27 protein-coding genes are annotated in these 26,061 nt (G+C 65.5%); 10 read left to right on the forward strand and 17 right to left on the reverse strand.

Annotated elements, in window-relative coordinates; genetic code table 11:
- Window positions 1–41: 41 nt before the first annotated feature.
- From PVW46_RS00295 to PVW46_RS00325, 7 genes are all read right to left on the reverse strand, one after another.
- On the reverse strand, window positions 42–1,169 hold the full coding sequence (locus PVW46_RS00295; protein ID WP_043141011.1) for an SPFH domain-containing protein: 1,128 nt from the start codon (window positions 1,167–1,169) through the stop codon (window positions 42–44).
- A 15-nt stretch (window positions 1,170–1,184) separates the two neighbouring features.
- The gene (locus tag PVW46_RS00300; RefSeq protein ID WP_069208263.1) at window positions 1,185–2,153 is read right to left on the reverse strand and encodes a DUF2927 domain-containing protein; all 969 of its coding nucleotides are present in this window, start codon (window positions 2,151–2,153) and stop codon (window positions 1,185–1,187) included.
- An 8-nt stretch (window positions 2,154–2,161) separates the two neighbouring features.
- Window positions 2,162–3,343 (reverse strand): toxic anion resistance protein, encoded by a 1,182-nt coding sequence (locus tag PVW46_RS00305; RefSeq protein ID WP_043141016.1) that lies wholly within the window; start codon window positions 3,341–3,343, stop codon window positions 2,162–2,164.
- 21 nt (window positions 3,344–3,364) lie between these two features.
- Complete coding sequence (locus PVW46_RS00310; protein WP_069208262.1) at window positions 3,365–4,267, reverse strand: 5-bromo-4-chloroindolyl phosphate hydrolysis family protein; 903 nt, start codon at window positions 4,265–4,267, stop codon at window positions 3,365–3,367.
- Window positions 4,268–4,459: 192 nt separating this feature from the next.
- Complete coding sequence (locus tag PVW46_RS00315; RefSeq protein ID WP_069208261.1) at window positions 4,460–5,302, reverse strand: hypothetical protein; 843 nt, start codon at window positions 5,300–5,302, stop codon at window positions 4,460–4,462.
- Between the two features lie 16 nt (window positions 5,303–5,318).
- Window positions 5,319–5,516, reverse strand: coding sequence for a hypothetical protein (locus PVW46_RS00320; protein WP_043141026.1), 198 nt, complete (start codon window positions 5,514–5,516; stop codon window positions 5,319–5,321).
- A 103-nt stretch (window positions 5,517–5,619) separates the two neighbouring features.
- Entirely contained in the window at window positions 5,620–6,459 is an 840-nt protein-coding gene (locus PVW46_RS00325) for a pseudouridine synthase (protein WP_043141030.1), read from the reverse strand.
- A 108-nt stretch (window positions 6,460–6,567) separates the two neighbouring features.
- Here PVW46_RS00325 and PVW46_RS00330 point away from each other — a divergent pair, with 108 nt between their 5' ends.
- Together PVW46_RS00330 and PVW46_RS00335 are read left to right on the forward strand one after the other, a co-directional pair.
- Complete coding sequence (locus tag PVW46_RS00330; RefSeq protein WP_069208260.1) at window positions 6,568–7,017, forward strand: nucleoside deaminase; 450 nt, start codon at window positions 6,568–6,570, stop codon at window positions 7,015–7,017.
- 4 nt (window positions 7,018–7,021) lie between these two features.
- Window positions 7,022–7,567, forward strand: coding sequence for a pseudouridine synthase (locus PVW46_RS00335; RefSeq protein ID WP_069208259.1), 546 nt, complete (start codon window positions 7,022–7,024; stop codon window positions 7,565–7,567).
- Between the two features lie 46 nt (window positions 7,568–7,613).
- Here the strand turns inward: PVW46_RS00335 and PVW46_RS00340 are convergent, their stop codons facing one another.
- The 5 genes from PVW46_RS00340 to clpS are packed head-to-tail and all read right to left on the reverse strand — an operon-like array spanning window position 7,614 to window position 11,578.
- On the reverse strand, window positions 7,614–8,423 hold the full coding sequence (locus tag PVW46_RS00340; protein WP_069208258.1) for an arylamine N-acetyltransferase family protein: 810 nt from the start codon (window positions 8,421–8,423) through the stop codon (window positions 7,614–7,616).
- Window positions 8,424–8,433: 10 nt separating this feature from the next.
- The gene (gene hemF, locus PVW46_RS00345; RefSeq protein ID WP_069208257.1) at window positions 8,434–9,315 is read right to left on the reverse strand and encodes an oxygen-dependent coproporphyrinogen oxidase; all 882 of its coding nucleotides are present in this window, start codon (window positions 9,313–9,315) and stop codon (window positions 8,434–8,436) included.
- A gap of 55 nt (window positions 9,316–9,370) precedes the next feature.
- A complete protein-coding gene (locus tag PVW46_RS00350) occupies window positions 9,371–10,171 on the reverse strand; it encodes an SDR family NAD(P)-dependent oxidoreductase (RefSeq protein WP_043141041.1) in 801 nt (266 codons plus the stop codon).
- Between the two features lie 39 nt (window positions 10,172–10,210).
- The gene (locus tag PVW46_RS00355; RefSeq protein WP_069208256.1) at window positions 10,211–11,200 is read right to left on the reverse strand and encodes a class I SAM-dependent methyltransferase; all 990 of its coding nucleotides are present in this window, start codon (window positions 11,198–11,200) and stop codon (window positions 10,211–10,213) included.
- 21 nt (window positions 11,201–11,221) lie between these two features.
- Window positions 11,222–11,578 carry an ATP-dependent Clp protease adapter ClpS gene (clpS, locus tag PVW46_RS00360; RefSeq protein ID WP_052244451.1) on the reverse strand — a complete coding sequence of 119 codons (357 nt, stop codon included), beginning with the start codon at window positions 11,576–11,578 and terminating at the stop codon, window positions 11,222–11,224.
- A 93-nt stretch (window positions 11,579–11,671) separates the two neighbouring features.
- Between clpS and PVW46_RS00365 the strand changes: the two genes are divergently transcribed.
- A complete protein-coding gene (locus PVW46_RS00365; protein WP_069208255.1) occupies window positions 11,672–12,370 on the forward strand; it encodes an HAD family hydrolase in 699 nt (232 codons plus the stop codon).
- Window positions 12,371–12,687: 317 nt separating this feature from the next.
- Window positions 12,688–14,163, forward strand: a complete 1,476-nt coding sequence (locus PVW46_RS00370; protein ID WP_052244452.1) for a D-alanyl-D-alanine carboxypeptidase family protein — start codon at window positions 12,688–12,690, stop codon at window positions 14,161–14,163.
- A 77-nt stretch (window positions 14,164–14,240) separates the two neighbouring features.
- Here PVW46_RS00370 and PVW46_RS00375 read toward each other — a convergent pair whose 3' ends face one another.
- Both PVW46_RS00375 and rpsU read right to left on the reverse strand, forming a co-directional pair.
- Window positions 14,241–15,983, reverse strand: coding sequence for an alpha/beta hydrolase (locus PVW46_RS00375; RefSeq protein ID WP_069208254.1), 1,743 nt, complete (start codon window positions 15,981–15,983; stop codon window positions 14,241–14,243).
- A 171-nt stretch (window positions 15,984–16,154) separates the two neighbouring features.
- The gene (rpsU, locus tag PVW46_RS00380; protein ID WP_007818122.1) at window positions 16,155–16,361 is read right to left on the reverse strand and encodes a 30S ribosomal protein S21; all 207 of its coding nucleotides are present in this window, start codon (window positions 16,359–16,361) and stop codon (window positions 16,155–16,157) included.
- Window positions 16,362–16,476: 115 nt separating this feature from the next.
- Between rpsU and PVW46_RS00385 the strand changes: the two genes are divergently transcribed.
- On the forward strand, window positions 16,477–17,157 hold the full coding sequence (locus PVW46_RS00385; RefSeq protein WP_043141050.1) for a COQ9 family protein: 681 nt from the start codon (window positions 16,477–16,479) through the stop codon (window positions 17,155–17,157).
- Between the two features lie 105 nt (window positions 17,158–17,262).
- A complete protein-coding gene (locus PVW46_RS00390; protein ID WP_069208253.1) occupies window positions 17,263–18,249 on the forward strand; it encodes an NAD(P)H-quinone oxidoreductase in 987 nt (328 codons plus the stop codon).
- 100 nt (window positions 18,250–18,349) lie between these two features.
- Here PVW46_RS00390 and PVW46_RS00395 read toward each other — a convergent pair whose 3' ends face one another.
- Both PVW46_RS00395 and hemC read right to left on the reverse strand, forming a co-directional pair.
- Window positions 18,350–19,201 (reverse strand): DUF2189 domain-containing protein, encoded by an 852-nt coding sequence (locus PVW46_RS00395; RefSeq protein WP_069208252.1) that lies wholly within the window; start codon window positions 19,199–19,201, stop codon window positions 18,350–18,352.
- Window positions 19,202–19,337: 136 nt separating this feature from the next.
- A complete protein-coding gene (gene hemC / locus PVW46_RS00400; RefSeq protein ID WP_274573750.1) occupies window positions 19,338–20,294 on the reverse strand; it encodes a hydroxymethylbilane synthase in 957 nt (318 codons plus the stop codon).
- Between the two features lie 145 nt (window positions 20,295–20,439).
- On the opposite strand from hemC, the gene hemE reads away from it, so the two are divergent.
- Complete coding sequence (gene hemE / locus PVW46_RS00405) at window positions 20,440–21,468, forward strand: uroporphyrinogen decarboxylase (RefSeq protein WP_088714761.1); 1,029 nt, start codon at window positions 20,440–20,442, stop codon at window positions 21,466–21,468.
- Window positions 21,469–21,486: 18 nt separating this feature from the next.
- Here the strand turns inward: hemE and PVW46_RS00410 are convergent, their stop codons facing one another.
- Window positions 21,487–22,548 (reverse strand): YeeE/YedE family protein, encoded by a 1,062-nt coding sequence (locus PVW46_RS00410; protein WP_069208250.1) that lies wholly within the window; start codon window positions 22,546–22,548, stop codon window positions 21,487–21,489.
- Between the two features lie 247 nt (window positions 22,549–22,795).
- On the opposite strand from PVW46_RS00410, the gene PVW46_RS00415 reads away from it, so the two are divergent.
- The 3 genes from PVW46_RS00415 to PVW46_RS00425 all read left to right on the forward strand — a co-directional run bounded on the left by PVW46_RS00415 (window position 22,796) and on the right by PVW46_RS00425 (window position 25,987).
- Complete coding sequence (locus PVW46_RS00415; protein WP_088671078.1) at window positions 22,796–23,233, forward strand: cupin domain-containing protein; 438 nt, start codon at window positions 22,796–22,798, stop codon at window positions 23,231–23,233.
- 112 nt (window positions 23,234–23,345) lie between these two features.
- Window positions 23,346–24,575, forward strand: a complete 1,230-nt coding sequence (locus PVW46_RS00420) for an MFS transporter (RefSeq protein ID WP_069208249.1) — start codon at window positions 23,346–23,348, stop codon at window positions 24,573–24,575.
- A 2-nt stretch (window positions 24,576–24,577) separates the two neighbouring features.
- Window positions 24,578–25,987 (forward strand): MATE family efflux transporter, encoded by a 1,410-nt coding sequence (locus PVW46_RS00425; RefSeq protein WP_274573759.1) that lies wholly within the window; start codon window positions 24,578–24,580, stop codon window positions 25,985–25,987.
- Window positions 25,988–26,061: the final 74 nt, after the last annotated feature.

The following is a 26,061-nucleotide window of genomic DNA, read 5'->3' on the forward strand; positions in this document are numbered from 1 at the left end:
CGAGGTCCCGGGGCAAGCCCGGGACGGGGGCACGCAGTCGCTTACATCGGCGGCGGCGGTGGCGGCATGACGGTGAAGAGCTGTGCAAGCTCCGGCACCTCTCCGGCCCGTTTCCAACCGTCCTGCCCCTGGGTCCAGGCATGGGTTTCGCGGGTCAATTCACCGCTGGCGACCATCTTGCCCAGGTCCGCCTTGGAGTAGGGGCCGGAAGTCTGCCCGTTCTTGGCCAGGTGCCAGACATGTTCGACCGGCGGTGGCGGCGGCGCCATCGGCGCAGCGGCGGGCTGCGGGCGTCCCTGCTGCTGGGGCGCTGCGCCCCAGGGGCCTTGCTGGCCCATCGCATTGGCCATCTGCATCCCCATGCCGGCGCCGAAGCCCATGCCCATCGACTGGTCCATCGCGCCGCCCTGGCCCATTGCCTCGGCGGCCTTCCATTTCATGTGGTCGTCGAGGTTGCCCGCGATCCCGCGCGAAGTCCGCGCATCCAGCGCCTTTTCCACGGCTTCGGGCAGCGAGATGTTCTCGATGTAGAGTTCGGCCAGTTCAAGCCCGTACTGGTGGATCACCGGGTCGATGGCCTTGCGGATCAACTCGGCGACCTCGCCGGTATTGGCGGCCATGTCCAGCACCGGGATTCCGCTGGCAGAGATGTCCTTGGAAAACTCCTGCACGATGATGTTGCGGATCTGGAAACTGATCTCGTCCATCGTGAATTCGCCGTCGGTGCCGACGATTTCGGTCATGAAGAGCGCGGGGTCGGCCACCTTGATCGAATAGGTGCCAAAGGCCCGGATACGGGTCGGCCCGAATTCCGGGTCGCGCAGCATGATTGGGTTCTTGGTGCCCCACTTGAGATTGGTGAAGCGGTTGGTGTTGACGAAATAGACTTCGGACTTGAACGGCGACTGGAAGGCGTGGTCCCAGTGCTGCAGCGAGGTCATGATCGGCATGTTGTTGGTCTCGAGCATGTAGAGACCGGGGGTGAAGACATCCGCAAGCTGGCCCTCGTGGACAAAGACCGCGGCCTGGCCTTCGCGCACCGTCAGCTTGGCGCCGTACTTGATTTCGTGGCCTTCACGTTCGAACCGCCAGACCATCGTGTCGCGGGTGTCGTCCGTCCAGTGGATGACGTCGATGAACTGTCCCGAAAGGAAATCCCAGATGCCCATGTTACTCTCCCTAAATCAGCTTGGGCCCGTGGTGCCCATCAATTCTGCGGCTTTCTTCTGCACGATCGGCAGTGCCTCTTCGGCACTCATCCCCGGTTTCAGACGCGGGTCGTAGAGGATTTTCAGCAGCATCTCGTCATGGCCCGTCAGTAGCGCGAATTCATCGTCGTCGTTGAAGATGGACGGCCGGGCGCGGGGGCTGTCATTGCCCAAGCCCATGCCCTGTGCCAGTTCCTCGTGGATGCAGGATCGGCGCAAGAGCGGCGGATGTTCCGACCGGATCACCGCGATGGCGGTGCCATAGTCATAGCCGCCCGGGCTGCGCGAGAAGGCGACCACGACGCAGTGGATGCCGCGCGGCAGGTTGTCGAAGATGCGCAGCGCGGTCGGGTTCACGTCCGGAACGATCTCGCGGATGCGCGGGGCGATCAGGCCGGCGTCGTCCTCGGACATGAACAGGACGTGGTAATTGGGGTTGCGGTCGACCATCGAGATCGGATGCCCGGTGACCCGCGACAGGCGTGCCGCGAACGAGGCAACCTGGGCGCGAGACTCTGCGATCTGGTCCTTGGGGACGCCGGGGCCGAACTCGGTCGTCATGCGGACCGGGATCGTCCATTTCTTGATCGCGCTGGGCGCGCCGGACGACGGCCGCAGGCCGGCGCCGCGTTCGTATTCCTCTTCGAGCGCGATGGCCGCGAAGTTCCGGACCAGCATCGTGTCGGTAAAGGCCGTGTCCGGCCCGCCGCCATCGGTGCGCAGGAGGCCGCGCGCCAGGAGGTCGTTCTGCACGCGGCCATAGTATTGCGTCAGGGCCCGGCTGGCGCGCGAGGGCTCCGCAGCCGGCTTTTCGGCGGGGGCCAGCGTTGCTGGCCGTGCCGCCGGTTTGATCCCCGTCTTGCGCGGCGCAAGATCAGAGCCGACACACCCCGACAGGATCAGGGCAGCCGAAAGTGCCAATGCTGTTTTCAGGCCGCCCTTCATGGTCTTCCTCAGCCCGGAACCGATCCGGCCGCTTCGCGCCGGGACTTGGCAGAGGCAAGCGTATCGCGCAGCTCGTGCTCCATCTTCTGCAGTTCCTCCTCGGCCTTGGCGCGGCGCGCCTTGCCCTCGTCGGCGATCTGCAGGCTGTCCTCGATGGTGGCGATCAGGTCGGCGTTGGCCTGCTTGACGGCCTCGATGTCGAAGACGCCGCGCTCCATCTCTTCGCGGATCATCTTGTTGCTGTCGCGCAGGTTGGCGGCGTTCGAGGTCAGCAGTTCGTTGGTCAGGTCATTGGCGTCGCGCACGGCGGCGGCCGCCTGTTTCGACCGCTGGATCGTCAGCGCCTGCGCCAGCTGGGTTTCCCAGAGCGGCACGGTGTTGACGAGGGTCGAGTTGATCTTGGTGACCAGCGACTTGTCGTTTTCCTGCACCAGCCGGATCGAGGGCAGCGACTGCATGGTGACCTGGCGGGTCAGCTTGAGATCATGCACCCGGCGTTCCAGGTCGTCGCGGGCGCCGCGCAGGTCACGCAGTTCCTGCGCCTTCATCACCTGTTCGCCCTCGGGTGCGGCCTGCACCTCGGCCTCCTTGGCGGGGATCACGGTGGTGTCGAGTTCCTCGATCTTGGCCTCGCCAGCGGAGATATACAGGGCCAGCTCATCGTAGAACTGCAGGGTCTTTTCATACAGCAGGTCGAGCGACTTGATGTCCTTGAGCAGGACATGCTCGTGCTTCAGCAGGTCGTCAGTGACCTTGTCGATCTGGCCTTGCACGGTCTCGAAACGGGCGGTGAATTTGGCGAAGGGCGCGGCGCGGCCCAACAGTTTCTCCCACCAGCTGCGCTCGCGGCGCACGTCCAGTTCGGACACGGAAAAACCGCGAATCGTGGTGACGATGTTGCGCAGCGAATCGCCCGCCGGACCCACGTCCTTGTTGCGCACGTCGGTCAGCATGGCCTGGCTGATTTCCTGCAGTTCGGCCTGGGCGGCAGAGCCGAAGGAGACGATGGAATTGGTATCCGCCATGTCCAGTTCGTCCATCCGCGAGCGGATCTCGCCACTGACCTCGGCGGGTGCATCCTTGAGCGGCACGACGGCGTTCGCCTCGACCGGATCGGGCAGAACAACGGCGTTCACCTCGTCGACCAAGGCCACGGTCTTTTCGGCTTCCTGACGTATGTTTTCAGACATGGGATCCCCCGTTCAATAAATTCATCTTGGTTCGAGATGGACGCCTTCGCGTTGCAGGCGGTCGCGCAGCACCTCGATTTCCACGTTCAAGTCTTCGTTGTTGTCCGCCAGCAGCTTGTCGATCTTCTTGTCGAAGCTTTCTTCGAGATCGGTCAGCAGCATCATGTAATCGCTGCGGGCATCGCGGTCCTGCTGGCGGGAAAAGATGTCCGCGAATTTCACTGTCGCGTCACGCGCACCCATCAGGTAGACGCCCAGGAACTTGCGCGCGCCGGTCAGGTCGCGGGGGTCTTCCTCGACTGTGCGGATCATCTCACGCACCTTGACGGTAAAGCGGTCCACCCGCGCCTCGACCTGGCGGTCCCCGGCGCGTTTCACGGCGTCGGTCATGGCGTTGAGATAGCTTTCCGCCTCGTCCACGACCTTGGCGACGCGATCCTGGGTGAAGGTATCGATCCCCTCCATCCCCTTGTCTTTCAGCGGGTCGATACCAAAGGCACCAATGTGCAGAACGCCTGCGGCGCCGCCGAAAATCAGCGGAGCGATCAGGCCGGGTTCCGACCGCCATGCGGCGATGCCGGCCCCGATACCGCACAGCACGGCGGCGAAAATCTTGCGCGGGATGGCCGGGCGGCGGGCGATCTTGCGTTCGTGGTAGGCGGATTCGGCGATCAGCCCGTCACGCAAGAGCCAAGCGCCCAACAGCAGCGCCGCCGCACCGGCAAGGCCTGCGGCCATGCCGATGGCACCGTCATTGATCGACAGGATCGCCAGAATGACGCCGGGAATGAACAGGACATTTGACCGTGCGCCCGCGGGCGAAACCCGGGCGCCGTGGTAGGCCGGGCGGTCCTCGTGCGGCCGGTCGTCAGGGCCGTCCGAAGACCCGTCGGGGCTGAATTTTCCGCCGTACTTTCGGGCCATGCGATCAAAGCCCTCCCAGCCAGCCGGTCGCCACTCCGAAAAGCAGAACGATCAGCAGGACGTAGCTCACCTTCTGCAAGGCGTTTCCAGACATCGCACTCCCCGGGTATCGGCGCTTTTATCGCGCCTTTCCAAGGCGGAACTTAAGGGCAAAAAGCGGCGCTTGCTAGGGGGAAGTCCCGGAGCGCAACGTCAGGCCGCGGATTCCCGGGGCATCCTGTCGATCAGCTGGTCGGCCTGCCTTTCAAATGCGTCGCGGGTGCTCCGGATGCCGTTTTGCATGGCAAAGCTTTCAAAGCTGTCGGTCATGATATCGAGCTTGGCAAGAAACCGCCGCCGGGCAAAGACGTGGCCCTGCGCCTTCCAGGCCGCCTCGAGTCGGTCGATTTCCTGTTCCATGATCTCCACGACCCTGCGCGCGGGCCGATCAAGCCGCTCGGCTGTCCGGGGATCGCCCGAGATCTGCCGCATCGGGGTCAGCACCAGCCGGCGTGCGGCCTCGACCTTGAGCGTCAGCGTGGCATCGTCCAGCGCGGCAACGCGGTCAGCCAGCGAGGCAAGGGCCGCTTCGACACTGTCCAGGGCCGCCTCGCGCCGTGCCCGTCCCGAACCCTTGTCGCGCATCGGGTCCGGACCGAAAGCGGAAAGGGCCAGCCCGGCGGCCAAGACCCCGGTCAGCGCCGGAATCCACAGGTTGTCGTACTTGTGTCCGGCGAGGATCAGCACGACGAAGCCGATCAGGATGGACCCGATCACCTTGCGAGGCACCCGCGGGGCACGCGCAACCTCGGCATGGTCGTAGTCATGATGAATCTGCTGCCCGGCCGCGATCAGGCGCAGCGCCAGCGAGTAGACCCAGAGCAGGGCAATCGCGGTGGCAATGCCGGCAAAGGAATCCTGGAAGACCCAGAGCAAAAGGGGGAAGGCGGCCAGAAAGAGGAAGTTCAGACCGGAATCGATCTGCGTCCTTTCGACGGCCAGACCGTCAGCGCCCTCGTCAGGGGCGGATTCTGCGGTGTCGTGGATATGGTCCATCCGCCCCGGCGCCTCCTCAGGTGTAGCTCATGATGAAGATCATCAGCCAGAGTGCGAAATAGGCGATGTGTCTTATCAACTGCCCGTTCTTCCGTGCGCGACGGGTATAGGTGGCCACCGCGTCGAAGGTGTCCACCGCGACCATGCGCAGGTTCCCTACCACCAGCAGGGCGGAGGCGAGGAGAATCGAAAGGGCTATGAATGTTGTCACCATGAGGACAACATTCGTGCGAAACGGGGCGAAATCGGGGCAAGCGCCGGGAAAAATAAAGAAAAGTTAACGAAGGGTGAAGCGAATGCCGCAGCCGGCCCTGTCGTTAACCCTTTCTCGGCTCCCGTCGGCGGCGTTGAACCTGTCGCTTGCCCGGATGCCCGGGCTTGCCGGGTTTGCCCTGTTTCGCGGGCTTGGCCGTGCCCTCCGGCTCGGGCTCCAGTCCCAGTTGATCGCGCAGGATCTTGCGGCGGACCTCCTGCACCTCGCCGGGTTTCATCTGGCCCAGCTGGAAAGGCCCGTAGGACACGCGGATCAGCCGGTTCACGGTCAGGCCGATGTCGGTCATGGCGCGGCGGATCTCGCGGTTCTTGCCCTCGCGCAGGCCAACGGTCAGCCAGGCGTTGGCGCCCTGCTGGCGGTCCAGGCTGACCTGCATCGGCTGGAATTTCTGTCCGTCGACCTCGATGCCCTCGCGCAGCGGTTTCAGCACCTCGTCCGTCGGGCGGCCGTTGACGCGGACGCGGTATTTCCGCAGCCACCCGGTCGAGGGCAGTTCCAGCTTGCGCTTGATCGCCCCGTCATTCGTCAGCAGCAGCAATCCCTCGGAGTTGAGGTCGAGCCGTCCGACGCTCATGACGCGGGGCAGATCCTCGGGCAGATCGTCGTAGATTGTGGGCCGTCCCTGTTCGTCGCGCGTGGTCGTCACCAGCCCGGTCGGCTTGTGATACAGCCAAAGCCGCGCGGCTTCGGGAGCCTCCAGCGGAGTGCCGTCGACGGTGACCTTGTCCGCATCGGTGACGTTCAGCGCGGCGCGGTCGATCACCTTGCCGTTCACGGTGACGCGGCCCTCGGCGATCATGCGTTCGGCCTCGCGCCGGCTGGCGCGGCCTGCGCGGGCGATGACCTTGGCGATTCGCTCTCCGGGTGGGGTCTTGTTTTCCATCCACGTCCTTTAGCGCGGCAGCGGGGCCGGGCGAAAGGGCCTTCGAAGGCCCTTTGAAGGCGCTTGCAAGCGCCTTTCCCCCACCCTCCGCCCGCGCTAACAGGTGGCATGACATTCCGCAGCCACATGGACATCGCCCTGGAAGAGGCGCAGGCCGCCGCCCGGCGCGGCGAGGTGCCGGTTGGGGCTGTCCTGGTCTCGCCCGGTGGCGAGGTGATCGCGCAGGCAGGGAACCGCACCCGGGAATTGAGCGATCCCACTGCCCATGCCGAAGTGCAGGTGATCCGCGCCGGCTGTTCGATGCTGGGGTCCGAACGGTTGCCGGAGCATGATCTTTACGTCACGCTGGAGCCGTGTCCGATGTGCGCCGCGGCGATCGGTTTCGCCCGTATCCGGAGGCTGTACTACGGTGCGTCCGATCCGAAATCCGGCGGCGTGGCGCAGGGGCCGCGGGTGTTTTCCCACCCGCAGTGCCATCACGTGCCGGAAATCTATGATGGCATCGGCGGGGGCGCGGCTTCGGGGTTGCTGCGTGACTTCTTTGCGGCGCGGAGGTGAGGGCATGGCGCGCGTGATCCTGTTCAACAAGCCGTTCGGTGTGCTTTCGCAGTTCACCGACAAGGGCAACGCGGACACGCCGCGCGCAACCCTGTCGGATTTCATCGACGTGCCGGGGGTCTATCCGGCGGGCCGGTTGGACCGCGACAGCGAGGGGCTATTGGTGCTGACCGACGACGGGCGGCTGCAGGCACGGATCGCCAGTCCGAAATTCAAGCGGCCCAAGACCTACCTTGTGCAGGTCGAGGGCACGCCGGCCCCGGATCAGCTTGAGGCGCTGCGCAAGGGCGTCACGCTGAAGGACGGACCGACTCGTCCGGCGCGCTGCGTGGCGATCGATCCGCCAGACCTCTGGCCGCGCGTTCCGCCGGTGAGGTTCCGCAAGACGGTGCCCGACGCCTGGCTGGAGATGACCATCACCGAGGGGCGCAACCGGCAGGTGCGGCGCATGTGCGCCCATGTCGGTCTGCCTTGCCTGCGTCTGGTGCGCTGGTCGGTCGGGGACTGGACGCTGGACGGGATCGCGCCGGGAAAATGGCGCGAGGCATGAAGGGCAACCGGCGCAAGGCTCCGGGTCGTGCCCGCCCGGGGCCGGATTACGGGGACGGTGCCGAAAGGACCTGGATGCGGTCCCAGAGGGCCTGAATCGTGGTATCCGGCAGCACGAGGCCCAGCCTGACGCAAAGGACATTGCGCAGGGCTTCGGCGCTGGTCAGCAGCCGTTTCTCGCCCGCTTCGTTCAACTGTCGGTCCAGCAGGCCCAGCAGCATATCCCCGTCATAGCCCTTGACCATGAGGTGATGCGGAAAAGGCGCCTGCGGCCAGTGCGTGCAAAGAAAGTTCCCGGCCTCGATGTCGCTGTCGCTGACATGGGCATCATCGAAGCCGTACAGCGCGAACTCCTCATCGGGCTTGCGCAGGAAAAGCACCCGCTCTCTGGTTCCGGGATCGTCGTGCAGGATATAGCTGCCGTTGGGAGCGGTCTGGGGGCCATTCTCATGCAGCAAGAGTGGCTCTAGCGGAGTTGGTCCGCCAAATCCGGCGTCGGCCAGGTAATCGGTGCCATCGATCCGGCAGATCAACAGGAGATGGGTGCGCGCGCCGTCCTGCCTCGCCCCCTTGCGGACGCGGGCCAGGCGCCGTGTCACATCGAACCCCAGCGCTTGCAAGGCGTCCTGAAACAGCCGGTTCTGTTCAAAGCAATAGCCGCCACGGCCCCGGTGCAGGATCTTGTCGGCGACTTCTGCAGAGCCTACGCCGGGGGCTATCCCCAGGAAGGGGTCGATGTCCTCGAAGGGAATGCGCCGGATCTGCGCCGATTGCAGCCGGGACAGCCCCTCGACCGTGACCGGCACGTGGCTGATGCGCAGCCGGTCGAGATAGAGGGAGAGGTCGAAACCGCTCACTGTTCGGCGCTCAGACCCATTTCGCCAATGGTGGCAGGCTCATCAGGACGGCATTGGCGTCATGGCCAGTGGCCAACCCGAACTTGGTGCCCCGGTCATAGACCAGGTTGTATTCGGCATAGAGCCCGCGGTGGATCAACTGGGTGTCCTTGTCGTCCTCGGTGCAGGCCTGCACCCGGCGCTTTTCCACCAGCGGCAGGTAGGCGGGCAGAAAGGCGCGGCCGATGTCCTGCGTCAGTGCGAAATCCGCCCCCCAGTCGCCGGTGTTGCGATCGTCCATGAAGATGCCGCCGACGCCGCGCGCGCGATGACGATGGGGGATGTAGAAATACTCGTCCGCCCAGGCCTTCAGCTCGGGGTAGAGCGTGTCCCCGTGCGGATCGAGATGCGCCTTTTGGGTGGCGTGGAAATGCGCCGTGTCCTCATCGTATTCGATGCAGGGGTTCAGGTCGGACCCGCCGCCGAACCACCAGGCGCCCGGGGTCCAGAACATGCGGGTGTTCATGTGGACGGCGGGGCAATGCGGGTTCTGCATGTGGGCGACAAGGCTGATGCCCGAGGCCCAGAAGCGCGGGTCGTTGTCCATGCCGGGCACGCCACGCGCCGCCATCGCCTTTTGCGCGGCCTCGCCCAGGGTGCCGTAGACGGTCGAGACGTTGACGCCGACCTTTTCAAACACGCGTCCGCCGCGCATGACGCTCATCAGTCCGCCGCCCGCGTCTGATCCGTCGTCGGAGGCGCGCTTTGTCTCGGTCACCTCGAAGCGGCCCGATGCCATGTCAGAGAAGGGGCCTTCGGAATGGCTGTCCTCCAGCCCTTCGAAAGCGGCAACGATCTCGTCGCGCAACTGGCGGAACCAGCTGCTGGCGCGGTCCTTTTCGGTGTCCATCATGCGGTGCTCTCCCTTTTCAGGGATGTCTAGGTCAGCATGGCACGCGCGACAAGCGTCAGTGCGCCGGGGCCGCCACCGGGTCCAGCAGGGTGCGCCCGCCGTCGACCGTCATGATCTGGCCGGTGACAAAGCCCGCGCCCTCGCAGGAAAGAAACTGCACCGACTCCGCCAGTTCGCGCGGGGCGGCGATGCGGCCCAGCGGCGTGTGGTCCTCGATGTCAGAGCGATAGCTCTTGTGCTCGCGCAGCGTGTCCTTGAGGCTGGAGGACATGACCGAACCGAAGGCGACCGCGTTCACGCGGATCCGGTGCGGCGCCAGCGCCACGGCCATCGAGCGGGTCATCTGGTCCAGCGCGGCGCAGGACACGGAATAACCCAGCAGTTCGGGATGCGTGCGGCGCGCGGCGATGGACGACAGGTTGACGATGGCGCCCACCTGTCCCTCTTCCTGTCCCGCCGCCTGCTTGATCATCCGGCGCGAGACCAGCTGGGTCATGCGGTAGGCCGTCGTCAGGTTCTGCGACAGAAGCGTTTCCATCGTGTCATCCTCCAGGTCCAGCGGATCGGAGGTCAGCAGCTGGCGCGAGCCGTTGATCAGGATGTCGACCCGGTCAAAGGCGTCGAGCGTGGCGGAAAGAAGGTTTGCCATTGTCAGGCGTTCGCGCAGGTCGCCGGCAAAGTAGCGGATCGCGCTGTCGTCGTCGGACCCCTTGCATTCCTTGACCAGCTGCGGCTCGTCCATGTCGGCGAGCATGACGTTGGCGCCCTTGTTGGCGAAATGCCGGGCGATGGCCAGGCCCACGCCATTGGCGGCGCCGGTCACGATCGCGGTCTTGCCTTCGATGGAGAAACTCATGGGGGCCTCGTGAGGGTTGTCCGGTCAAGCTAACCGGGTTCAGCGCCGTTGACGAGAGGGGCGTGCGGCCTGGAGGATCTTGAACCGGTTGTCGCCGCCGATTTCGGTGGTGTCGCGGAAACTCTCGGCCAGCGTGGCCTCGTAGGGCAGGTGGCGGTTGGCAACCAGCCAGAGCCGTCCGTGCGGCGCAAGGATGCGGGCGGCAGAGGTGATGAAGGCGCGACCGATGTCCGGATCGGCCTTGCGGCCCTGGTGAAAGGGTGGGTTCATGATGACACCGTCCAGCGCACTGGCAGGCGTCCACTCCGTTGCATCGGCCCAGTGGAACTGCGCGCGGGTGTCGGTGACGTTTTCGCGCGCGCAATCCAGCGCGGCCTTCTCTGCCTCGACGAGATGCAGTTCGGTGACGGACTCACGGGCCAGGATCTGGCGCGACAACCAGCCCCAACCGGCGCCGAGATCGGCAAAACGCCCCTTGAGCGTGGACGGCAAGGCCTTGGCCAGGGCCTGGCTGGCCGGATCGGGGCCGTCGGCGGAAAAGATGCCTGGCGCGGTCAGGTCGCCCGAGGGCAGGCGCGCGGGATCATGCCGCCAGTCCGCCAGATCGGCACCGCCCTCGAACCACAGGCATTTGCCATGTGCCTTGGACACCTGGCCCAACAGCGTCACGCGGCCGCGCAGGGCCTTGGCCAGGGCCTCGACCCCGTCGGTCTTGGCGCCGTTGACCACCACCAGCCCGCCGGGCGCCAAGGCGCTGGCCCGGGCGATGCGGTCCTCGGCCAGGTCACGGGCGCGGGGCAGGGTCACGATGACCGCGGCATAGGGGCCTTGTGGCTCGGACTGCACGGCGATGCCGCGCTGTTGCCAGGCGGTGTGATCGGGAAAGAAGGTCTGGATGACCTCGACGCGGGTCGGGTCCAACCCGTCAAGCGCGGCATCTCCGGGCGCGCCAAAGAGGGCAATACGCCCGTCGGAAGGCAGGGAAAGGCCGCCGGAGGCGAGGGCGAAGGAAAGGCGATCGGACGACATGGGACGGAAAGGCGCGGGCGCCTATTCCTTCTCCATCGTGCATTGCAGGGGATGCTGGTGCCGGCGGGCAAAATCCATGACCTGTCCCACTTTGGTCTCGGCGATCTCGTGGCTGAAGACGCCGACCACGGCGACACCCTTCTTGTGGACGGTCAGCATGACCTCGAAGGCCTGCGCATGGGTCATGCCAAAGAACCGTTCCAGCACGTGAACGACGAATTCCATCGGCGTATAATCATCGTTCAGCAGCAGAACCTTGTAGAGCGGCGGGCGCTTGGTCCTGGGCTTGGTCTTCACGGCGATACCGGCGTCGCCCTCGCCGTCATCGGGCGGGGTGCCGGTCATCATGAACGTCCGTGTGAAGTGGGCGTCTGTCATCAGGGCAATCGCGCTTTGGGTTTCCGTCTACGGCCCCTGTATATAGGGTAGGGGACGTTGGCGAAAAGGGGGCCGTTCGCGGCTGCATACAGGATGCCGAAAAAACTGCAAACAATCGGTTTCGATGCGGACGATACCCTGTGGCACAACGAGCGCTTTTTCGTGCTCACACAAGAGCGATTCGCCGACCTTCTGCGCGACTACGCGGAAAAGGACCACCTGGCCGAACGCCTGATCGAGGCCGAGCGGCGCAATATCGGCCACTACGGATTCGGGGTGAAGGGCTTTGTCCTGTCGATGATCGAGACCGCCATCGAGGTTACGGAGGGGCGGGTGCCGGCCTCTGTCATCTCGGACCTGATGGCGGCGGGGCGCGATATGCTGGCCCACCCGATCGAGCTGTTGCCCCATGCGCAGGAGGCGGTCGAGGCGGTGGCCGATACGCACCGGGTGCTGCTGATCACCAAGGGCGACCTGCTGCACCAGGAACGCAAGCTGGCTCAATCGGGCCTAGGGGACCTTTTTGACGGGGTCGAGATCGTCTCGGACAAGCAGCCCGACACCTATGCGCGCATCTTCGGTGCCCTGCCCGGCGGCGCCGGTGCGGCGATGATGGTGGGCAATTCGATGAAATCGGACGTCGTCCCCGCCATCGCGGCCGGGGCCTGGGGCGTGCATGTCCCGCATGACCTGGCCTGGGCGCTGGAACATGCCGAGCCCCCCGAAGCGCCGCGATTCCGGACCCTGATTGACCTTGGGGACCTTCCCGGCCTCGTTCACGAGATCGGTTGAAAGGGGGGCGACCCGAGTCGCCACATTTCGGCCATATTTCGCCACAGTCCCGCCCCAATGGACGGTCTAGGGGGCGGACCTGTCTTGACCCGCTACATCTAGCGCGTTCACAATGATAAAAACCTATGAATATCAGGGCATTGTCCGCTTCTCTTGAAGCTGTTTTCGTGTTAGCATTCTCTTAACCACGGCTGCGCAAAATGGGGCCGGGACATAAGCAACAACCCCAACCGAAAAATCGGGGGGACGAGGCAGAAAGGCAGTGTATCGTGACGGGACGTCGCAGGCAGTCAGGCCATTGGGGCCTGTATTTCTTCATGTTCGTGTGGCTCATGGTTCTGTTGCCGCTCAGCGTAGCGGCTGCGCCCTATGCAGCCTTGGTGATGGACGCACGCAACGGCAAGGTGCTGCATGCGCAGAATGCCGACACCCGCCTGCATCCCGCCTCCCTGACCAAGATGATGACGCTCTATATCGCCTTCGAGGCGGTGCAGAACGGTGAGCTGACGATGGACACGCTAATCACCGTGTCGCGGAAGGCCGCCGCCGAAGAGCCGTCGAAGCTGGGCCTTCGACCCGGCCAACAGATCAAGCTACGCTATCTGGTGCGTGCGGCGGCGGTCAAATCGGCCAATGACGCCGCCACGGCCATCGCCGAGGGGATCGAGGGGTCCGAGGCCGCCTTTGCACGCCGTATGAATCGGACTGCCAAGGCGATGGGCATGACGCGCACCACCTTCAAGAATGCCCACGGCCTGACCGAAAGCGGGCACCTGTCGACGGCGCGCGACATGACGATCCTGGGGCAGCATGTGATCTACGACTACCCGCAGTACTACAACCTGTTCTCGCGCAAGACTGCGGATGCAGGTGTGCGCCGGGTGAATCACACCAACTCGCGGCTGCTGAGTTCGTACCGTGGCGCGGACGGCATCAAGACAGGGTACACCCGCGCAGCCGGTTTCAACCTCGTTGCCTCGGCCGAGCGTGGCAGCGAACGGGTGATCGCGACCGTATTTGGCGGTCGGTCCACTGCCACGCGCAACGCGCGAGTGGCCGAACTGCTGGACCTGGGGTTCAAGAAGTCCCCGACCTGGGTGAAAATGCGCACACCGGACCGCCCACCCTACCTTGGCAAGGGGGCTGGCGCCGGTGGTATCGTGGTTGCCAATACCTCTGATCCGGCACCGGGCACGCGCGCCAAGTCGATACGGGTTGCCTCTGCTGCCGTGACCCGCAGCCTGCGGCCCAAGGCGCGGCCTGGCAGCACGGTAGACCCGGCCAAGGTGGCGCCGCTGGTGGCCTCGGTGGGCAAGGACATCGAGCGCGAGTTGCAGGAGATTGTGCTGGCCTCCGATACGGCGCCGGACCCCGCGCCCGACGATCCGGACGTGGTTATCTTGGCCGATGTTACCGATGTGGCGGCGCCAGCGGAATCGAAGAAACCGGTGCAGCGGCCCGCCGCGGTTGCGGCTGCCGCCGCCACGCTCACTTTCAAGGATACGCCGACGCCGGCCCGCAAGGCCGAGGTCGTCACGCGTCTGTCGACCTCGGGCGGGCGGCATTGGGGCATCAACGTGGGCCGTTTCCCCAACGAGTACCTGGCGCAGAAGATGCTGTTGAAGACCGGGCTCACGGAAACCGCGACTCTGGATGATGCACTGCGTAAGGTGGTGCGGGGCAAGACCGGCTTTGATGCGATGTTCATGGGAATGACGCGCGACGGGGCGGAACTGGCCTGCCGCCGGCTTCAGGCACGGCAGATGACCTGCTTCATGGTCGGGCCTAGCTGACCCGTCGGGGCGTTAACCGAACAGAAGAAAGTCGGCTGCACCGGGAGGTGCAGCCGACTTTTTTGATGTCTGCAGGTTCAGCGGACCGCGTCCAGGATCTGGTCGAGTACACTCATGACCCGTTCGACGCGGCTTTCCTCGGACAGGAGATCGGCGACGAGGGTGCGCAGTTCGTTGCTGGTCCGCAGGTGGCGGGACTGGGCGTAGGAAATGACGCCGATCAGGTCGTTCGAGGGGCAGACCCCTTCGCGGTACTCCCAGACGGTGCCGTCGCGCGCGGGACGCGCCTGCAACCCGCAGCGGCGTTCCGGCGGCACGTCGCGCCAGAACAGCGTCATGATGTCGACCAAGGCCGAACTGTCGTTCGAAAAGTAGTTGTGCGCCAGCATGTCGTCGCCCAGCGAGGTCATGTCGATGCTGTCGAAGGCCGGGTGTGCCAGGATCACGTCCCCGCCCAGCCCGGCGCGGGGGGCAGATCCGTGCAGCTTGCCCGAGGAGACCAGCGCCCAGTCCGTGGACGAAGCATAGAGCGTCATGCGCTGCGCCAGCGGCGCAAAGGTGCCCGCCATCGCGCCGAACAGCTCTGCGTCGACGTCGGGGGCGGCAAACATCACCTGGTCGAGGATCGGCTGGTCGCCGGGACGGGCATCTCGGCGCAGGGCCATGATCTCCAGCGCGTCGGTCAGGGCGCGGTTGCCCATTGAATGCGCGACGACGTTGATCGAGCGCGCGCCGGAGCGCAGCACCAGGTCTTCGAGAAAGCGGGCGAGGCGGCGGCCAGACAGCCGCACGACGGCGGCGTCGGCGTTATAACCGATGGTCGTGTCGCGCGAGGGCCAGGAATACAGCACCGGAACCGTGCCGTTGCCCATGTCGTGCACCACCTGGGCCGTGCGCTGGGCGGCATATTCGAAACTGGTGTTGTAGCCGTGGATGAAGACCAGCAGATCGCGCTGGCCGTCCTCCTCGAACTCGTCCTGCAGGCGGCCATAGAAACTGTCGGGATCGACCGGCTCGACCGATTTAAGCAGGATGTGCTTGGACGGGTTGGCGCGGAATTCCAGCCGCCAGATCGAGGGTTTCTCGACCTGTCCGGCGACGTGGATGTTGGGGATCGTGACCGTGGCAATCCCAAGTTCCAGCCGGTCGCCGCGTTCGCCGCCATAGAACCGGGCGGGATGCGAATCGCCACTGCGGGCGCGGTCGGTGGCATAGTAGACATCGACTGCGTGGAATCCGTCGTCATCGCCGGCAAACGATGTCTCGAGCGACGGCGAAGCCAGCGCCTCGAGCGCGGCGCGCGCCCGGTCGGCGGCGTCGTCATCGCCCATCAGTTCCGTCAGTCGCACGAGTTCGGCATAGAGATCGCGCAGCACCGCATCGCTGCGGCCGGTTTCCTCCTCGGCGGTGATGGCGGCCTCGATCATCGTGCGGGCCGAGCTGACGGCGCCCTGCGCCTCGTAGGCTTTGGCGGCCTTGATGAAGGCGGGCACCGGGTCCTCGCCCAGTTCGGTCCGGGCAAAGGCCCGGGTGCGGGCGAGGTCGGCCCAGGCGTCGGCGGCCTGAACATAGCCCAGCCCGTCCAGCAGGTCGGCCCGCAGCTGCATCAGGTCGACCAGGATGCGGATATTCGGTGGGGTGCCTAGGACAATCGGGTCTCTCAGGGCGATATCGACCTGCTGCAGGGCCTGGAACGGATCGGTTCCGGCCAGCGCGTCCAGCGCGATGACCCGGCTGATGTCCTGCGCCCGGCCAGGTGCCGGCACGGCTGTCAGGCTTGCGAGAAAAGCCAGGAATACGAAACGGGTAAACTGTGTCATCGTCCCCTCACGGGCATAGAGAGTCCTTCTTGCGATGATTATGATGCCTTGGGGGGCTGGAACAAGGTGGGGAATACCCGCGCTTGTCCGTTGCGGACATGAGGCCGTCCCAAAAAGAAAACCCCCGCGAGCGGGTCGCAGGGGTTCGTGTCTCAAATTGCGTTCGGTCGCTTACAGCAGCCCTTCGCGCTGGGCCTTTTTGCGCGCCAGCTTGCGGGCGCGGCGAATCGCCTCGGCCTTTTCACGGGCTTTCTTCTCGGAGGGTTTCTCGAAATGCTGCCGAAGCTTCATTTCGCGGAACACGCCTTCGCGCTGCAGCTTTTTCTTCAGGGCGCGGAGCGCCTGATCGACATTGTTGTCGCGAACACTGACCTGCATGTGGTTGTCACCACCTTTCTAGATTTGAGTTGCAAGGAGAATTGCAGGAGGTGGCCGTATAGCAACCGCTGGCCTAGTTGTCTAGAGTGACGCCGCAACGAGAGGAACCCGTTCCATGCCCGACACAGCAGACAAGATTCTGGACGCCGCCTTGATGCACGTGCCCTTCGACGGCTGGTCCGAAACGAGCTTTCGTGCCGCGGTTTCCGACGCCGGGGTGGACCCGGTGGTCGCCCGAGGCCTGTTCCCGCGCGGAGCGGTGGATCTGGCCGTCGCCTATCACAAGCGCGGCGATGCCGAGATGCTGCAGCGGATCGAGGCGGCAGACCTGGACGAGATGCGATTTCGCGATCGCGTGGCCTTCGCGGTGCGCGCCCGGATCGAGGCCGCCGAGGACCGCGAGGCGGTGCGGCGGGGGACGACCCTGTTTGCCTTGCCGATCTACGCGCCCGATGGCGCCCGGCTGATCTGGGGCACGGCGGATGCGATCTGGACCGCGCTGGGGGACACCTCGCGCGATTTCAACTGGTACACCAAGCGGGCGACGCTCTCGGGCGTCTATTCGTCGACCGTGCTGTACTGGCTGGGCGACGATTCGCTGGACAACGAGGCCACCTGGGCCTTCCTGGATCGCCGGATCGAAGACGTGATGCGCTTTGAAAAGGCCAAGGCGCAAGTGCGTGGTAACCGTCTATTGAGTGGTTTGATGGCTGGCCCGGCAAAGATCCTGGAAAGAGTGCAGGCGCCGGCGCGCGATGGCTCCGACCTGCCGGGGGGACATCCCTTTCCCCGCTGACCTGGCGGCCCTGCCGCGCGCAATCGGCGCAGGGGGTGGCACGGGAAACCGCTTTGCCACCCCGGCCCTGCTTGCTACCAAATCCGCAAACAGGGAGGCTGAACCATGACAGAAACCATGCGCGCGATCGAGATCACCGAGCCGGGCGGGCCGGAGGTACTGAAACCGACAACCCGACCGATGCCGCAGCCGGCGGCAGGACAGGTGGTGCTCAAGGTCGCCTATGCCGGGGTCAACCGCCCCGACGCGCTGCAACGTGCGGGCAGCTACGCGCCGCCTCCCGGCGCCTCGGACCTGCCGGGACTTGAGGCCTCGGGCGAGGTGGTGGCACTGGGCGCAGGTGTTGATTCCCTGTCACTCGGCGACAAGGTCTGCGCGTTGCTGCCTGGCGGCGGTTACGCGGAATATGTCGCCACGCCCGCCGCGCATTGCCTGCCGGTGCCTAAGGGTATGGGTATGAAAGAGGCGGCTTGCCTGCCGGAAACCTTCTTCACCGTCTGGTCGAACGTCTTTCAGCGCGGCGGATTGCAGGCCGGTGAGCGGTTCCTCGTCCACGGTGGTTCCAGCGGAATCGGGACGACGGCGATCCAGCTTGCGCATCATTTCGGGGCGCGGGTCTTTGCCACCGCCGGTTCCGATGCCAAGTGCAAGGCCTGCCTGGACCTGGGCGCGGACCGGGCGATCAACTACCGGGACGAGGATTTCGTATCGGTGATGAAGGAGGAAGGCGGCGCCAACCTGATCCTCGACATGGTCGGAGGCGACTACCTGCCGCGCAACGTCAAATCGCTGGCCGAGGATGGACGCCTGGTGCAGATCGCCTTTCTGCAGGGCCCCAAGGTCGAGTTGAACTTTGCCCTGGTCATGGTGCGCCGTCTGACCATCACCGGCAGCACCCTGCGCCCGCAAAGCGACCTGGCGAAGGCGCGCATTGCCGGGAGCCTGCGGGAGAAGGTCTGGCCCTTGCTGGATGCGGGCAAGGTGGCGCCTGTGATGGACAGCGAGTTTCCGATGGACCAGGCCGCCGAGGCGCACGCGCGAATGGAAAGCTCGGGCCACATCGGCAAAATCGTGTTGAAGGTGAGCGGGTAAGGGGGCGCTGCCCCCTCTTGGCCGCTGGCCAATTCACCCCCTGAGGTATTTTCGGCCCAAAGAAGCAGGGGCGCGGCACTGTTGTGCGCCCCTTTTGGGATCAGGCGACCGCGCGGCGGTATAGGTGCCAGGTGGCGTGGCCCAGGACAGGCAGGACGATCACCAGTCCGATCAGGGCGGGAATGCTGCCCAGCACCAGGCCCAGGGTCACGATGGCCCCCCAGGTCAGGATCACGCGCGGGTTTTCCCGGGTGACGCGGATCGAGGTCAGCACTGCCACGGGCAGGCCCACTGCGCGGTCCAGCAGCAGCGGGAAGGAGACCACGCTGGTGGCCAGGACGGCCAGCGCAAAGACCCCGCCGATGGCACAGCCCAGGACGATCATCACCAGTCCGGGGCCGGTTGCGAGGCCGCCGAGGAAGGTGCCGATGGAGGCCGGGGCCTCTGGCCCAAGCGTGGCGCCGTAGAGGTGCCCGGCCACCACCAGCCACAGGCAGAAGATCACCGCCAGGTAGATCCCCATGACAAGGATCGAGGCGAAGCGCGGGCTTTCCACCACCTTGAGCGCGCCGAGCCAGCCGATTTCCTCGCCCTGTTCACGGCGGCGGCTGATTTCATAGACCCCCACCGCCGAAACCGGCCCCAGCAGGGCAAACCCGGCAATCAGCGGAAAGATCAGCGGGACGAGGTCCATGTTGAGTGCGGCTAGCGCCAGGACGATGCCGATGACCGGGTAGAGCAGCACCAGGAACATCACGTCGGTCCGGCATTGCTGGAAATCGTGCCACCCGGCAGACAGGGCCTCTCGCAGGTCTTGGTTGGTCAACTGGCGGGTGCGGGGCGGGGTGGTATCCTCGCTGCCGAGGGCCTGGGCCGAGTCCGCCGCGTGGCGTCCGGCGAGGCCGAAGGCACTGGCCAGCCAGGTTCCGGGATTTCCGATGGTCTGAGGCATGAGTCCTCTCCTCTTGGCGATGATCGCGCCAACCGGAGGGCCCGCCGCGCGGCGACGGGAAGGCCGGTCGAACGCGCTGATGCGTCAAAAGGTAGCATACATGCCGTGAATTTCCCATCACGGTCCCGAGAGGGTGTCAGAGTTTGTGGTCGAAGAACCCGTCGCCTGCGCGCGACAGCAGGTCAGCCGCCAGGCTGCGGCCAAGCTCGGCACCCTGCGCAACCGGGCCAGTGATCTCGCCTGCGTGGGCCTCGGAGCCGTCGGTCTTCAGGATTTCGCCGCGCAGGCGCAGGCTGTCGCCGTCCAGTTCCGCCAGCGCCGCGATGGGCGTCTCGCAGGAGCCGTCGAACGCGGCGAGGAAGGCGCGTTCGGCGTTCAGCCGCAGGGCGGTCGTCGCATCATGGATGGCCGCCAGCATGTCACGCGCGCGGGTGTCGTCACTGCGGCGTTCGATGCCGATGGCGCCCTGGGCAACGGCGGGCAGCATGTCCTCGGGGGCGATGGCGGTTTGCGGCACCTCGGTCATGCCGAGGCGGTTCAGCCCGGCACAGGCCAGGAAGGTGGCGCGCGCCACGCCGTCGTGCAGCTTTTTCAGCCGGGTCTGCAGGTTGCCGCGGAACTCGACCACGGTCAGGTCGGGGCGGCGGTGCAGCAATTGCGCTCGGCGCCGCAGCGACGAGGTGCCGACCACGGCGCCTTCGGGCAGGTCGTGGATCGAGGAGAACTCGGGGCAGATGAAGGCGTCGCGCACGTCCTCGCGCGGCAGATAGCAGTCCAGCACCAGTCCCTCGGGCTGTTCGGTGGGCATGTCCTTCATCGAATGCACGGCCAGGTCGATCGTGCCCGCCAGCATCGCCTCTTCGATTTCCTTGGTGAACAGGCCCTTGTTTCCGATCTCTTTCAGCGGGCGGTCGGCATCGATCAGGCTGCGGTCGTCGCCGGTGGTCTTGATGACCACGATTTCAAAGGCGTCCAGCGGCAGATCGAAGGCGGCGGCAAGCCGTTGCTGGGTCTCATGCGCCTGGGCCAGCGCCAGGGGAGAGCCGCGGGTGCCGAGTTTCAGCGGGGAGTGGGGCGTGGGCAGATCGGTCATGGCAAAGGGTTAGCGCGCTGCGTGAGGAAAGGAAACGGGATTTGCGGGCGCCGGCATGCGTCACGCGCGCCCGCTCCGTCAAGGCGGCTTGACACCGGCGGGCCCGCATCGGACCAAGGCCCCCGGACCTGGAGGAGCGAAAGCGATGACCAAGACGATCTTGCGTGCCCTTGCGGGCGAGACCCTGCCGACGCCGCCGATCTGGATGATGCGGCAGGCGGGCCGCTATCTGCCCGAGTACAAGGCGACGCGGGCCGAGGCCGGTGATTTCCTGTCGCTCTGCTACAACCCCGACCTGGCGACCGAGGTGACCTTGCAGCCGATCCGGCGTTACGGGTTCGACGCGGCGATCCTCTTTGCCGACATCCTGCTGCTGCCGCAGGCGCTGGGTATGGACCTGTGGTTCGTCACAGGCGAGGGACCGCGCCTGTCGACCATCACCAGCGATGCGGAATTCGACAAGCTGGGCCGGGGAGAGATGATCCACGACACGCTGAACCCGGTTTACCAAACGGTGCGGAACCTGTCGTCGGCGCTGCCCTCCGAGACCACGCTGATTGGGTTCGCCGGTGCGCCTTGGACCGTGGCGACCTACATGATCGCGGGCAAGGGCACCAAGGATCAGGGCCCGGCCCATGCGCTGAAGGCTGAGAACCGGGCACTGTTCGAAAAGATCATCGACCGGCTGACCGAGGCGACCATCGACTACCTGTCCGAGCAGGTGAAAGCCGGGGCCGAGGTGGTCAAGATCTTCGACAGCTGGGCGGGGTCGCTGCAGGGCGAGGATTTCGACCGCTATTGCACCGCGCCCGCGCGGACCATCACGCAGGAACTGAAAAGTCGTTTCCCGGGGCTGCCGGTCATCGCCTTCCCGCGCCAGGCGGGAGAGAAATATGTCGGGTTCCACGCCGCGACAGGCGCGGATTGCGTGGCCGTTGACGACAGCGTGACGCCGGAATGGGCGGCGGAAAACGTGCAGGTTACGGGCTGTGTTCAGGGCAACCTGGCCTCGTCGCACATGGTGACGGGCGGTCAGGCGCTGGTGGATGAGACGCGGCGCGTGGTCGAGGCTTTCCGAAAGGGGCCGCATATCTTCAACCTGGGCCACGGGATCACGCCGGACGCGGACCCCGAGAACGTGCAGTTGATGATCGACACGGTTCGGGGGATGTAAGGGGCGACTGCGCCTGTCTTAGACGTGCGCGGGTTGGCCGCGTCCTCCAAGGATGACGTCCATGCTCATCCCGCCGACCCACATGCAGAACAGCGCCAGCCAGGCGGTGCCGGCAAAGATCGACCCGCCGGACACGCCGGCGCCGATGGCGCAGCCGCCGGCCAGCATCCCGCCAAACCCCATCAGCACGGCGCCGATCATCGCGTTGCGCATCGGTGTCGGGCCTTCGAAACCCTGGAACTTCAGCTCTTTGCTGACCAGGGCGGCCAGGAAGGATCCCAGAACCACCCCGGGCACCAGTCCGATGTCGAATTCCAGCACCGAATTGCGGTCGAGGAAGAACATCAGCGTGTTGGCCGAAGGGCCGGTGAAGGTCAGGCTTTCGATCTGGACCGGCTCGAAGGCCACCTGGCTCAGCGCATGGGTCAGCCCATAGCCCACGGCGGCAGCGAACCCGACGCCGGAGGCAAAGACCAGTCGCGAAAAGCCGATCCGGTTGCGGCGGCTGAGCTCCAGCGCCAAAAGCGCGATGGCAAGCCCGATCACAAGCCCGGCCTCGCGCGGCAGGTGCAGTGCCGCCAGCAGGTCCATGTTGCGGCCGCCGGAGGTGATCCACATCGCGGCCAGCCGGTCGCGCAGGGGCGCCAGCCAGCCGGTCAGCGACATCTGCGCCACCACGGCAAAGATCAGCCCGGACACGACCGAACGCAGGTTGCCCGTCGCCGCCAGCACCAGTAGGCGCCCGGAACAGCCGCGCGCCAAGACCATGCCCGCGCCGAACAGCAGCCCGCCGATGATCGCGCCGGACCAGCTGCCCGGAACCGCCATCATGCGTGCCTCTGACGTTTCCAGCAGGCCGAGGATCTGCGCGCCCTGTACCCAGACCACGGCGGTGGAAAAGGTCAGCAGCCAGACCGCGACCTTGTCTTTCATCATCCCACGGGCAAACTCGACCGTGGCCGCCCGCAGGCAGAACCGGGACCGCTGGGCCGCGACGCCGAAGATCACACCGGTGATCAGTCCAAAGAGCGCCGCCGTCGGGTTCTCTCCGATCCGGTCGATCAGGGGGACGATATCCATGCCAGTGCCTCCGCGCGCGTGATGGGCCGTGTGATGCACCGGAACGGGCCGGACTTGCCTTGATACAGATCATGAAAGTGGAATGTCGCGCGGCGACGGAGGCGGCCGTGCGGGTTGTCCACAGGCGACAGTCCTGTCGCAAACCGGCCTCCCCGTGGCGACAGAACGCGGTCGCAGCGGGAACAGAGGACCGGGGTGCGATTCGGGCATGGTTGATGGAACACCCGTGCGCAAGAGGAGAGGCGTCATGGACTTCGACATGGATTTCGCCAACGAGATGATGATGGCCGTGGCCAGGCTGCCGGTTGTCGCCAACGCGGACCACGCCCCGCTGGAAGGCGGAGAGGATCCGGCCTTTGGCACCGTGCGCTGGCGGACCCTGTTTTCCGCCGACAAGACCTCGACCTCGGGCATGGTGATGGGCGTGGCGGAATTCGGTCCCGCCGGCACCCTGCTGCCGCATCGTCACAGCCCTGCCGAGATCTATTTCGGTCTCGAAGGATCGGGCATCGTGACCATCGACGGGGTGCAACATGAACTGATGCCGGGCACCGCGCTTTATATCCCCGAGGACGCCGAGCATGACACCGTTGCCGGGGCCGAAGGGCTGCGGTTCCTCTACGTCTTTGCAAAGGACCGTTTCGCAGAGGTGGAATACAGGTTCTCGGCGGCGCAGGCGGTCTGAACCTCACGGGCTGGCCGCCGTCCGGGCCGGTGCCCGGGGCGGCGGTCGCAATGTGCGCCAACGCACCAAACCGGGACTCGCCAAGCCCAGTGTGGCGGCTTAAAGCAAAACCATGACCCCGGTTCCCCTTTCAGAAGCGCGCCACCTTCCGGTCTGGCGGCGCCCGATTGCCCTCTTGACGCTCATGGCGATTGCCATGCCGCTCAGCTTTGCCACATGGTCGGCTTTGCTCAATAATTTCGTCATCGAGGTGGCCAGTTTCGAGGGCAAGCACATCGGTTGGCTGCATTCCGTGCGCGAAATCCCCGGGTTTCTGGCCATCGGTGTGATCCTGGTCCTGCTGGTGGTGCGCGAACAGGTGCTGGCGCTGGTGTCGCTGGCGCTGCTGGGGGTGGCAACGGCGATCACCGCAATGTTTCCCAGCCTCGGCGGATTGCTTTTCGTGACGCTGCTCAGCTCGATCGGGTTCCACTACTACGAAACGGTGAACCAGAGCCTGCAGCTCCAGTGGCTGCCCAAGGACCGTGCGCCGCAGATCCTGGGCTGGCTGGTGGCCGTGGGATCGGCCGCGACCTTTGTCGCCTACGCCTGTATCGTGGTGACCTGGCGGACCTACGATCTGCCCTACGGCCTTGTTTATGCTGTGGCCGGGGTGCTGACGCTGGGGATCACCGCCTGGTGCGCCTTTGCCTTTCCACAGTTCGAAAGCCCCAATCCGCAGGTCAAGAAATTCGTCCTGCGCCGCCGTTACTGGCTGTACTACGCGCTGCAGTTCATGTCGGGCGCGCGGCGTCAGATCTTCGTTGTCTTCGCTGCCTTCATGATGGTCGAAAGGTTCGGCTATGACGTGCACGAGATCACTTCGCTTTACCTCGTGACCCTGGTTCTGAGCATGGTGGCGACACCGATCTTTGGCCAGGTGGTTGCGCGGTTCGGCGAACGCAATGCGCTGACCTTCGAATACATCGGGCTGACGTTTGTGTTCCTGGCCTACGGCGGGCTGTTCTGGTTCGGCTGGGGCGTGGTGCTGGCGGCGACGCTTTATGTGCTGGACCATATCTTTTTCGGTTTCGCCTTTGCGCTGAAGACCTATTTCCAGAAGATCGCCGACCCGGGTGACATGGCGCCCACCGCTGCGGTGGCCTTTACCATCAACCATATCGCGGCGGTCTTTTTGCCGGCGGTACTGGGCTATCTCTGGGATTCCTCGCCGGGGTCCGTCTTTGGCCTGGCGGCGGGCATGGCACTGACCAGCCTTGCGCTGGCACTGATGATCCCGCGCCACCCGGAACCGGGCAATGAAACCGTCTTTTCCGGGGTCGTTGCGGCCCCGGCGGAATAGGCGTGGCCGGCGAGGCGATCGGCGCCGGGGGGCGTTTCCTCACCGGGCCGACCCTGGGGCATGTCGTCCGGATGACGCTCAGCGGCGCGGCGGGCATCACCTTTGTCTTTGTCGTCGATGCGGCCAACCTGTTCTGGCTGTCGCAACTGGGTGAGCCGATCCTGATGGCGGCCATCGGCTATGCCTTTGCCGTCCAGTTCTTCACCGTTTCCATCGGCGTCGGCCTGATGATCGCCACCACAGCGCTTGTCTCGCGCAGCATCGGGCGCGGCGAACGGGCGATTGCGCGGGAGCAAGGGTCGGCGGGTATGCTGCTGTGTTTCCTGGTACAGGCGGCGACGGCGGGGCTGGTGGTGCTGTTCCGGCATGACCTGCTGGCCAGCGCGGGGGCCGAAGGCGAGGCATTGGACCTGGCCGCGCGATATGTCGCGCTGTCGATGCCTTCGCTGGCGGTGATGGCCGTGGGTCTCTGCGGCAGCGCGGTCTTGCGCGCCGACGGGCTGGCGCGGCAGGCGATGATGGTGACGATGGGCGGCGGGCTGATCATGCTGGGGCTGGACCCGCTGCTGATCTATGTGTGGGGTTGGGGGCTGGACGGCGCGGCGCTGAGCGTCTGGATCTTTCGCGGCATCATGGCGGGGCTGGCGATCTGGTTCGCTGCCCACCGGAATGGATTGCTGGCTATGCCACGGCCCGCCTTGCTGTTGCGCCACGGCCCGGGCCTGTTGCGCGTGGCGCTGCCGGCGATTATCACGCAAATGGCCACGCCTTTCGGAAACTTCCTGCTGACCGGGTTCATCGCGATGCATGGCGATACAGCCGTGGCGGCCTGGGCGGTCATCAACCGGCTGACGGTTGTGGCCTTCGGCGGGCTGTTCTCGCTGGCCGGGGCGATCGGGGGCATCTTTGGCCAGAATTTCGGCGCGCGTCAGTTCGACCGCCTGCGCCAGACCTATCGCGATGCGGTTTTGTTTTGCGTTGTCTACGCGGCGGGTGTCTGGCTGATCCTGATGGCATTGACCGGTCCCATTGCGCGGGGTTTTGGGCTGGAGGGAGAGGGCGCAGAGGTCTTACGGGCCTTCACGCAGTTCGGGGCGCTGTCCTTCACGGTGGGCGGGCTGTTGTTTGTCTCGAACGCGGCGTTCAACACGCTGGGCCGACCGCTCTGGGCCTCGGTGCAAAGTTGGTTGCGCGAGGCGGTTCTGATGTGGCCCGTGGCGCTCTGGCTGTCGGGGGTCTACGCGGCCCAGGGCGTGATCTATGCGCAGGCGCTTGTGGGGGCCGTCATGGGCGTTGTGGCGGGTGTCCTGGGCTGGCGCTATGTCCGCGGGATCGGTGAGGGGTCCTTGCCCCGGGTCAACCTGCGCGAACGGCGCGCCCTGCGCGACCCGAACCGCTGGCGCCGGCGCTAAAGCAAACCGCGCAGCGCAAAGGCCAGGACGGCCAGCACGATCACCAGGGTCAGGACCCAGAAGGCGCGCGCGAT

It is taken from the genome of Mameliella sp. AT18 (assembly GCF_028807275.1).
Lineage (GTDB): Bacteria > Pseudomonadota > Alphaproteobacteria > Rhodobacterales > Rhodobacteraceae > Antarctobacter > Antarctobacter albus.

Excerpts from the sequence above, each read along its gene's own strand:
- PVW46_RS00420 (WP_069208249.1), top strand. The coding sequence starts at position 23,346 with ATGACCCCGGTTCCCCTTTCAGAAGCGCGCCACCTTCCGGTCTGGCGG.
- PVW46_RS00390 (WP_069208253.1), top strand. The coding sequence starts at position 17,263 with ATGACAGAAACCATGCGCGCGATCGAGATCACCGAGCCGGGCGGGCCG.
- hemC (WP_274573750.1), bottom strand. The coding sequence starts at position 20,294 with ATGACCGATCTGCCCACGCCCCACTCCCCGCTGAAACTCGGCACCCGC.
- PVW46_RS00305 (WP_043141016.1), bottom strand. The coding sequence starts at position 3,343 with ATGTCTGAAAACATACGTCAGGAAGCCGAAAAGACCGTGGCCTTGGTC.
- PVW46_RS00365 (WP_069208255.1), top strand. The coding sequence starts at position 11,672 with ATGCCGAAAAAACTGCAAACAATCGGTTTCGATGCGGACGATACCCTG.
- PVW46_RS00375 (WP_069208254.1), bottom strand. The coding sequence starts at position 15,983 with ATGACACAGTTTACCCGTTTCGTATTCCTGGCTTTTCTCGCAAGCCTG.
- PVW46_RS00320 (WP_043141026.1), bottom strand. The coding sequence starts at position 5,516 with ATGGTGACAACATTCATAGCCCTTTCGATTCTCCTCGCCTCCGCCCTG.
- PVW46_RS00325 (WP_043141030.1), bottom strand. The coding sequence starts at position 6,459 with ATGGAAAACAAGACCCCACCCGGAGAGCGAATCGCCAAGGTCATCGCC.
- PVW46_RS00370 (WP_052244452.1), top strand. The coding sequence starts at position 12,688 with ATGTTCGTGTGGCTCATGGTTCTGTTGCCGCTCAGCGTAGCGGCTGCG.
- rpsU (WP_007818122.1), bottom strand. The coding sequence starts at position 16,361 with ATGCAGGTCAGTGTTCGCGACAACAATGTCGATCAGGCGCTCCGCGCC.
- PVW46_RS00335 (WP_069208259.1), top strand. The coding sequence starts at position 7,022 with ATGGCGCGCGTGATCCTGTTCAACAAGCCGTTCGGTGTGCTTTCGCAG.
- PVW46_RS00315 (WP_069208261.1), bottom strand. The coding sequence starts at position 5,302 with ATGGACCATATCCACGACACCGCAGAATCCGCCCCTGACGAGGGCGCT.
- hemE (WP_088714761.1), top strand. The coding sequence starts at position 20,440 with ATGACCAAGACGATCTTGCGTGCCCTTGCGGGCGAGACCCTGCCGACG.
- PVW46_RS00410 (WP_069208250.1), bottom strand. The coding sequence starts at position 22,548 with ATGGATATCGTCCCCCTGATCGACCGGATCGGAGAGAACCCGACGGCG.
- PVW46_RS00295 (WP_043141011.1), bottom strand. The coding sequence starts at position 1,169 with ATGGGCATCTGGGATTTCCTTTCGGGACAGTTCATCGACGTCATCCAC.
- PVW46_RS00395 (WP_069208252.1), bottom strand. The coding sequence starts at position 19,201 with ATGCCTCAGACCATCGGAAATCCCGGAACCTGGCTGGCCAGTGCCTTC.
- PVW46_RS00310 (WP_069208262.1), bottom strand. The coding sequence starts at position 4,267 with ATGGCCCGAAAGTACGGCGGAAAATTCAGCCCCGACGGGTCTTCGGAC.
- clpS (WP_052244451.1), bottom strand. The coding sequence starts at position 11,578 with ATGACAGACGCCCACTTCACACGGACGTTCATGATGACCGGCACCCCG.
- PVW46_RS00385 (WP_043141050.1), top strand. The coding sequence starts at position 16,477 with ATGCCCGACACAGCAGACAAGATTCTGGACGCCGCCTTGATGCACGTG.
- PVW46_RS00415 (WP_088671078.1), top strand. The coding sequence starts at position 22,796 with ATGGACTTCGACATGGATTTCGCCAACGAGATGATGATGGCCGTGGCC.
- hemF (WP_069208257.1), bottom strand. The coding sequence starts at position 9,315 with ATGATGGACACCGAAAAGGACCGCGCCAGCAGCTGGTTCCGCCAGTTG.
- PVW46_RS00350 (WP_043141041.1), bottom strand. The coding sequence starts at position 10,171 with ATGAGTTTCTCCATCGAAGGCAAGACCGCGATCGTGACCGGCGCCGCC.
- PVW46_RS00300 (WP_069208263.1), bottom strand. The coding sequence starts at position 2,153 with ATGAAGGGCGGCCTGAAAACAGCATTGGCACTTTCGGCTGCCCTGATC.
- PVW46_RS00355 (WP_069208256.1), bottom strand. The coding sequence starts at position 11,200 with ATGTCGTCCGATCGCCTTTCCTTCGCCCTCGCCTCCGGCGGCCTTTCC.
- PVW46_RS00330 (WP_069208260.1), top strand. The coding sequence starts at position 6,568 with ATGACATTCCGCAGCCACATGGACATCGCCCTGGAAGAGGCGCAGGCC.